This is a genomic window from Pseudomonas sp. FG86 (assembly GCF_057808775.1).
In genome coordinates this window covers 1-7605 of sequence record NZ_JBMDIS010000156.1, presented here as the reverse complement: position 1 = coordinate 7605, position 7605 = coordinate 1, and the positions used below count along the sequence as shown (strand labels likewise).

At 60.0% G+C, this 7605-nt stretch carries 7 protein-coding genes and 3 pseudogenes; 4 read left to right on the top strand and 6 right to left on the bottom strand.

All coding sequences use genetic code 11. The annotated features are described in order from the left end of the window. Window positions 1–91: 91 nt before the first annotated feature. Together tnpA and tnpB are read left to right on the top strand one after the other, a co-directional pair. Complete coding sequence (gene tnpA / locus ACODSV_RS35600) at window positions 92–409, top strand: IS66-like element accessory protein TnpA (protein WP_010562498.1); 318 nt, start codon at window positions 92–94, stop codon at window positions 407–409. After that, window positions 406–741, top strand: a complete 336-nt coding sequence (tnpB, locus tag ACODSV_RS35595; RefSeq protein WP_010562499.1) for an IS66 family insertion sequence element accessory protein TnpB — start codon at window positions 406–408, stop codon at window positions 739–741. The genes tnpA and tnpB overlap by 4 nt, the downstream gene beginning before the upstream one ends. A gap of 97 nt (window positions 742–838) precedes the next feature. Here the strand turns inward: tnpB and ACODSV_RS35590 are convergent. The 6 genes and pseudogenes from ACODSV_RS35590 to phnC all read right to left on the bottom strand — a co-directional run. Further along, window positions 839–1144: pseudogene (locus ACODSV_RS35590) on the bottom strand (IS5/IS1182 family transposase); the annotation flags it as partial. A gap of 107 nt (window positions 1145–1251) precedes the next feature. Next, window positions 1252–2121, bottom strand: coding sequence for a LysR family transcriptional regulator (locus tag ACODSV_RS35585; RefSeq protein ID WP_003127731.1), 870 nt, complete (start codon window positions 2119–2121; stop codon window positions 1252–1254). Continuing rightward, window positions 2115–3125: a phosphonate dehydrogenase PtxD gene (gene ptxD, locus ACODSV_RS35580; RefSeq protein WP_003127732.1), complete on the bottom strand. Its 1011-nt coding sequence runs from the start codon at window positions 3123–3125 to the stop codon at window positions 2115–2117. Before ptxD ends, ACODSV_RS35585 begins: the two co-directional genes overlap by 7 nt. 8 nt (window positions 3126–3133) lie before the next feature. Continuing rightward, window positions 3134–3961 (bottom strand): phosphonate ABC transporter, permease protein PhnE, encoded by an 828-nt coding sequence (gene phnE, locus ACODSV_RS35575; protein ID WP_010466252.1) that lies wholly within the window; start codon window positions 3959–3961, stop codon window positions 3134–3136. Window positions 3962–3969: 8 nt separating this feature from the next. Further along, complete coding sequence (gene phnD, locus ACODSV_RS35570) at window positions 3970–4833, bottom strand: phosphate/phosphite/phosphonate ABC transporter substrate-binding protein (RefSeq protein WP_010562501.1); 864 nt, start codon at window positions 4831–4833, stop codon at window positions 3970–3972. After that, window positions 4830–5657: a phosphonate ABC transporter ATP-binding protein gene (gene phnC / locus ACODSV_RS35565; protein WP_003118432.1), complete on the bottom strand. Its 828-nt coding sequence runs from the start codon at window positions 5655–5657 to the stop codon at window positions 4830–4832. The genes phnD and phnC overlap by 4 nt, the downstream gene beginning before the upstream one ends. A 342-nt stretch (window positions 5658–5999) precedes the next feature. On the opposite strand from phnC, the pseudogene ACODSV_RS35560 reads away from it, so the two are divergent. Both ACODSV_RS35560 and ACODSV_RS35555 read left to right on the top strand, forming a co-directional pair. Further along, window positions 6000–6510, top strand: a pseudogene (locus tag ACODSV_RS35560) (IS5-like element ISPst7 family transposase); the annotation flags it as partial. 519 nt (window positions 6511–7029) lie between these two features. Beyond that, window positions 7030–7557: pseudogene (locus ACODSV_RS35555) on the top strand (reverse transcriptase domain-containing protein); the annotation flags it as partial. Window positions 7558–7605 lie beyond the last annotated feature (48 nt).

Below are 7605 nucleotides of genomic sequence, written 5' to 3'. Positions count from 1 at the left end.
TTTTTCATGACACCCCCCAATGTTGATGTCCAACATTTCGGGGTCAGATCATTTTTAAGCGGACGCGTTCGTCCTTAACGTTAGGATTTCCATGCGCCAACGAAGCTCTTACCCCGAACCGTTCAAGGTCCAGGTCGTTCAGGAATGCCTACAACCGGGTGCGACCGTCTCCAGCGTTGCCATCCGCCATGGCATCAACGCCAACGTCATTCGAAAATGGCTACCGCTTTACCGAGATCAGCTACCCGCGGCGTTGCCGGCGTTCGTTCCATTGAGGGCTACGCCCAAACGGCCGACTGCAGCATCGGTGATTATTGAGCTATCGCTTGGCGAGCAGTCAGTCACAGTGAAATGGCCAGTGTCCGATCCTGACGGCTGCGCCCGCTTTGTCCGGGGGCTTGCCCCGTGATCCGCATCGATAGCATCTGGCTTGCCACTGAGCCGATGGACATGCGCGCCGGCACCGAGACCGCATTGGCCCGTGTAGTGGAGGTATTCGGTGCGGCGAAGCCGCACTGTGCTTATCTGTTCGCCAACCGCCGCGCCAACCGCATGAAAGTGTTGGTGCATGACGGTGTAGGGATCTGGCTGGCCGCGCGGCGATTGAACCAGGGCAAGTTTCACTGGCCAGGCATCCACCGCGGCTCGGAAGTTGAACTCGACACCGAGCAGCTTCAGGCTTTGGTGCTCGGTTTACCTTGGCAGCGGGTTGGTGCAGCCGGTGCGATCACAGTGCTGTAGCGCCGGCCATTAGCCCATCGCTTTATCTGCGCTGATCGCCTGCTCTGGCACAATCAGCGGCATGACTTCCTCGCCCAATCTCGACCAACTGACACCTGGTGGTTTCGTCGGGGATGCGCTCCAGGTTCAGCCCGGCAAACTGGCGCAGGATCGTGGTTTCGTACAGCGCTTCCTCCATCGCTGGATCGCTGTAGCCGAACCAGTTCTGCAGCAGATGCACACGCAGCATCGCCATCAACGGGTAGGCCGGACGGCCACCTTCACCCTTCGGATAATGTGGCTCGATCAAAGCAATCAAGCCCTTCCACGGCACCACCCGATCCATCTCGATCAGGAACAACTCCTTGCGGGTTTGCTTGCGCTTGCCAGCGTACTCGGCGTCGGCGAAGGTCATCTGCTTCATCGGGAAACTCGGTGGGTGGGGTCGCGGTATTTTGCCAAATCAGAAAGTCTTTTTCAGAGTTTCCCTAGGCTGACAAGCCAAGCGCTGGATCGCAACCATCCATCACCTTATCCAGCTAGATCTGCCTCCTCCAATAAGTGCCGCACAAATCCCGGCGGGTGCAGATTTCCGGGAGGTTTGCGCCAGATCAGTTGGAGACGCTTTTCAAGCCCCGGGATGGGAAGAGCTACCAGCGCGCCACTGCGAACTTCGTCTTGTACTGCGGAAGCCATCACCAACGACACGCCGAGTCCCGCCCTCACTGCTTGTTTGACTGCCTCGGTGCTGCCTAGCTGCATACCGCTGCGAGGCACGCCCAGTTCGCCAAAGTATTCGGTCAGAAGCCGTCCGGTACCGCTACCCGGTTCACCTCCCAGCATCGGCAGGTCCACCAGACGATCACGTTCTATGCACCCTGCTTCAGCCAGCGCATGGTCGGGGCTGACGATAAGCACCAGCGGCTCGACCCGCCAGAGGCGGTGTTCGAAGTCGGGGTGAGGTAGCCACCATTCCATGATCGCGGCGTCGAGCTGGCCCGCCAGTAGCTGGTCGGCCACATCCGGGTTGGCGGCGATGCGCAGATCCACCTCGCCCCTCTCATTTGCGGTCGTCAGATAGTTGCGCACGAATGGCAGGAGAAGGTAGGTGCCGATGTTGGAGCTGGCCCCGACGCGCTCACGATTGCCATGCAGGGCTTCTAGCGCCCGGGCGTGCATGTCGAGCAAGGCGGTCGCATGCGGCATGAAGGCCAGCGCCCGTGTGGTAGGCTGGCAGCCGCTACGACTGCGCTGCACCAGCGTTACGCCGACCTGCTCTTCAAGCTTCTGCAAGTGCTGCGACACCGTCGGCTGGGCCAGCCCCAACGCCCTCGCCGCGCTCTGAAAACTGCCTGTTTGAACGATCGCTACCAGGCTCTTCAGCCAGACCGGATTCAACATGCGGCAGGCTCGGCCTTGGGCAGACGGTTCGCAGCGTTGATTGGGCGCGCACCTGCCAATGCCTGGATGATGTTCTGCGCTGCACAACGTTCAATCTCCAGGCGCACCGCGCGCACTGCCGACCCTATGTGCGGAGTGAACAGCGTATTCGGATGCGCGAGCAGCGCAGGATCGATCAGCCGCGGCCGGTCCGCGCGAGCCCAGTCTTCCATTTCGAATACATCCGCCGCATACCCGCCGAGCTGGCCTCGCTCAAGCGCCGCGAGCACGGCGGCTTCATCCACTACCGAACCACGACAGGGGTTTACAAGCAGAGCGCCCGGCCGTACGAGGGCAAGCAGCTCGGCGTTGACCAGATGCTGGGTATCGGCATTCAAGGGAAGCGCCAGCAGGATGAAGTCCGAGCTGGCGAAGAGTTCGCTGCACGCCACCCGGCGCAGGCCGAGCCGTTGCTCGGTTTGTGTATCCAGAGCCTTCGCCTCGTGGTACTGCAGGGTCGCGCCCCATCCCTGCAAGCGATCAGCCATGGCCAGTCCGATGGCGCCCATGCCAAGGATGCCGACCGTAGCGTTATCCAGCCCCGTGCCGTAGAACTGTGGTTGCCAGCCCTGGAACTTGCCAGAGCGGACGAACGCATCTGCTGCCCGCAGATGCCGCCCCAGCCCCACCGCCAGTCCGATCGCCAGCTCGGCAGTCGGGACCGTCAACAGATCAGGCACGAAGGTCAGCCAGACCCCGCGGGCAGTACAGGCGTCCACATCGAAATTGTCGAAGCCCTTGAGCGCGCAGCCGACTACACGCAGCTCAGGGCAGGCTTGAAGAAAGTCTGCATCGACCCGATCGGGCATGAACGCCATCATCGCCTGAGCATCGCGGCAGCGGCGCAGAATTTCCTCGCGCGGCAGCGTGCTGTCGGTCTGGTTGGTCATCAGCTCGCAATGTGGCGCCAGCAGTTGCAGGATCTCATCGTGTACTCGGTGAGTTATAACGAGTTTCGGCAGCATGGTTTGTCCTATTTGAAACGTTTGCGCAGCACGCCACTGAAGGCGTCTACTAGCGTGACCATGGCCAGGATGACCAGCAGGATTGCTGCAACCTCCTGGTACTGCATGATGCGCAGCGAGCCCATGAGTTCGAAGCCGATACCGCCGGCGCCAACCATGCCCATCACGGTGGAGGCGCGAAAGTTGTATTCCCAGCGGTAGATCGCCACGTCGGCGAACTGCGGCGTCACCTGTGGCAAAACCGCGTGCAGCAGCACTTGCATCGGCGTAGCCCCCGCCGCCCGAGCGGCTTCCACCGGCGCTTCGTCGACGTGCTCGATGGCCTCGGCGAAGAACTTGCCGACCATGCCGACCGAATGCAGACCCAGGGCAAGCACGCCCGGCAAGGCGCCGAACCCTACGGCTGCAACGAAGATGATGCCCATGATCAGCTCCGGCACCGACCGCAGGGCATTGAGCAGCACCCGGGCAACACCGAACACAAGGGGGTGCGGCGCCGTATTGCGCGCTGCAACGAAGGCCACCACCAGCGAGAACACCACTGCGATGGCCGTACCGGCGATGCTCATCGCCAAGGTGTCGATCAAGGGGCGAATCCAGCTTCGATAGCCCGAAAAGTCTGGCGGCATGGCCTCGCCTGCCAGGGTCGCGATGGAGGGCAGCCCGTTCAGCAGCGTGGTGGCATCGAGCAGCCCCACGTACCAGCAGGCCAACAGCACCACTCCGAATACAATCGCCACCTGCCCCAGCTGGCGCCACCAACCGAGGCCGAAGCCTCGAAGGATGTGCTCGCGTTGCTCTGCAGGCAGCGCCTGCACGTCGTAATGAGTAGACATATCGGTGCTCACATCGTGGCGAAGTCGAGGCCGAGCAGCGATCCCATGTTGCGGATCACATCGTAGTCGGCGTCGGTGATTGGCGCGAAGGCCTCGGCCTTGAAGTTGCGCAGCACTTCGGGATCGTCGATACCGACGAATACATCCCGCACCTTGGTTTTCAGCTCGGGGCTCAGGTTCGAGCGCATCGCCCAGGGGTACTGGGGGTATTCGCCGCTGTAACCAAGTACTTTCACCTTGCTCGGATCGATTAGGCCACGTTCGACTGCGTGATTGAAAATTACCTCCGACAGCCCACCCGCATCGGCGTTGCCGTTCGCCACGTTGACGGCAACGGCGTCATGCGTGCCCACAAAATGTTGTTCGTAGTCCTGCCCACCCGTCAAACCGGCCGTCTCAAGAAGCACGGCTTTGGGAATCAAATGGCTGGACGTCGATGCCCGGTCACCATAGGCCATCTTCTTGCCCTTAAGGTCGGCATACTCATTCACGCCTGACGCCACATTGGCGATAATCACCGAGCGATAGGTCGGCTTGCCGTCGATGACCATGGCAGCGAAGGGCTCGATGTCGCTTTTGCTTTTGGCCATGACGTAGGACAGCGGACCGAAATACGCCAGGTCGATACGGCCAAAGCGCATCGCCTCAATCATCGAGGAATAGTCGGTGGTTACGATCAGCTGCACCTTCTTGTCCAGATGCTCTTCCAGATAATCCTTCAGCGGCTGGTTACGCTTGATCAGCTCGGAGGCGTTTTCGTCCGGCAGCAGGGCAACCTTTAGCACATCCGGATCGGCATCGGCCGCTAGGGCGGACAAACTTGAAACAGCGGACAGCAAGCAAGTCAATAAGAGCGCGGATAAGCGTTTCATCGGGACATCTCCAGTGAAGGTTCGAGCATGACAGGTGGTTCAGCCGGAGCATTCGCTGGCTGAGTCGTAGAGCGGCCTGCATAGATGCGCTCAAGCTGCGCATCGGTGAGTTCCGAGGGCGCGGCATCGAAAACGATCTGAGAATCGGCCAGCCCGACGACGCGATCGGCGAAGCGGCGGGCATATTCGAGTTGATGCAGCGAAACGATGGCGGTGATGCCGTCTTCCTTGCAGATGTCGCGCAGCAATCCGAGAACACGGACCGAAGTGGCCGGGTCGAGACTGGCTACCGGCTCATCGGCCAGAATGATCGCCGGCTGTTGCGCTAGCGCACGCGCGATGCCTACCCGCTGCTGCTGGCCACCGGACAGTTTGTCCACCCGGCTTAGCGCCTTGTCTGCCAGACCGACCCGAGCGAGGCAACTGAGCGCAATCTCCTGATCGGCACGCGGCAGAGGAAACAGCGAGCGGAGCGTGTTGTGAAAGGCCAGCCGACCGGTAAGCACATTAGCCAGTGCGCTTTGACGTTCGATTAGCTGGTGGTGCTGAAAGATCATGGCGGTACGCCGACGATGCTGACGCAAGGCCGAGCCGCTGCCGAGTTCACCGAGTTCGCTGGTGACACTGCCGCCAGTGGGCGTGACGAGTCGATTGAGACTACGGAGCAAGGTCGACTTGCCTGCGCCCGAGAGACCAAGCAGCACGGTGAACTCACCACGCCGAAATGCAATCGAGGTATCGCGTAGGGCTGTCACGCCGCCTGGATAGACGACGCTCAACCGGTCGACCCGCAGCACGGCGTCCTGTATCGGATGGGGCGTCATTTGATCACCTTTCGCAATATTGCTGGCCGCACAATTGCGGTTCGCGATGCAAAGGGTAGAAATTCCTTGTTAACGCACTGTTTCTAAAGGATGACATTTCGATGAATACTTCGAATCTGCCGTAGCGGGGCGGCAAGCGAAGCCGTGGAAGAACGGGCGCAACGTAGCGTCTTTCTTCACGCGGGATACAGGAGGCTTTGATTGATACTGCTGCGGATTCGCTACAGTAACGTTGGGCCAGAACGTAATGCCATCCAAGCAAGAGAGCGCACACTAGGGAAACTCTGAAGAAGACTTCCAGATTTTGGCAAAATACCCGGATTCCACCCACCGAGTTTCCCGATGAAGCAGATGACCTTCGCCGACGCCGAGTACGCTGGCAAGCGCAAGCAAACCCGCAAGGAGTTGTTCCTGATCGAGATGGATCGGGTGGTGCCGTGGAAGGGCTTGATTGCTTTGATCGAGCCACATTATCCGAAGGGTGAAGGTGGCCGTCCGGCCTACCCGTTGATGGCGATGCTGCGTGTGCATCTGCTGCAGAACTGGTTCGGCTACAGCGATCCAGCGATGGAGGAAGCGCTGTACGAAACCACGATCCTGCGCCAGTTTGCCGGGCTGAACCTGGAGCGCATCCCCGACGAAACCACCATTCTCAACTTCCGCCGCTTGCTGGAGAAACACGAGCTGGCGGCCGGCATCCTCGCTGTCATCAATGGCTCTGGGCGACCGCGGCCTGTCGCTGCGCCAGGGCACCATCGTCGATGCAACGCTGATCAATGCGCCCAGTTCGACCAAGAACAAGGACGGCAAGCGCGACCCGGAAATGCACCAGACCAAGAAGGGAAACCAGTATTGTGTGTCACGAACACAGGTCAGATGACCTGTGCTGCTGTGCCGAAGATGGAAGTAGGCCTTCCGAAGTCGGCTTGCAGGAGCGGACTTCAAACCACCCGGTGCTGCTGCATCCAAAAGGTGTGGTGGTGAGCGACCGAGGAAAAGTCATCCCTGAGGATGGCAGGTGAGTATGGAGAAGATGAGCGAAAGCAAACCGTCCGATGACGCATCGTTATGCCCAAGGTGCTGCCGAAACTGAGGTGGAGTACTGGCTTCAGGACAAGTCGGGGCGTTACCTGCTTACGGACCCGATGGCAGCCGGTGTATAGGCGGCATGATCTTCATACAGGCTTTGGTACGGAACGTGAGAACCTTGTTCCAGATGCGAAGGAAAATGACAAATGGCCAACACCATGAGGAAGAATACCGATGCTGGAACGAGGGGCGGAGCTTCCCGTAGTAGCGATGAAGCCTCTGTAATGGAGGTGGAGCGAAGGGGCGGCGTTATCCGGCCGACGAGCGTTGCCAACCTCCGGGGATGAGTGGCGTGAGCTCGGCGAAACCTTATGACATAGCGAAACGCACGGTATGGGACGCCTACCAGCAGGTCAGGGCCAACCGCGGTGCTGCCGGCATCGACGATGAAACCATCGCCGATTTCGAGCGGGATCTGTCTAAGAATCTCTACAAGCTGTGGAATCGGATGTCGTCGGGGTCGTACTTCCCGCCTCCGGTCAAGCAAGTAGAAATTCCCAAGGCATCGGGAGGCACGCGCAAGCTGGGAGTGCCCACGGTTGGTGATCGTGTCGCGCAAACCGTGGTCAAGCTTCTCATCGAGCCGGAGCTGGACTCGATCTTCCACTCGGACTCCTATGGGTACCGGCCGGGACGATCAGCGAAGCAGGCGGTGGCGATCACGCGTGAGCGCTGCTGGCGATACGACTGGGTGGTGGAGTTTGATATCAAGGCAGCCTTCGATCAGATCAATCATGGGTTGCTGATGAAGGCGGTGCGCCTGCACATCAAGGAGGACTGGATACTTCTGTACATCGAGCGGTGTGTAGTGGTCTAATGAAACCGGACACTCATTTAGGCGAGAATGCTCGCCATATCG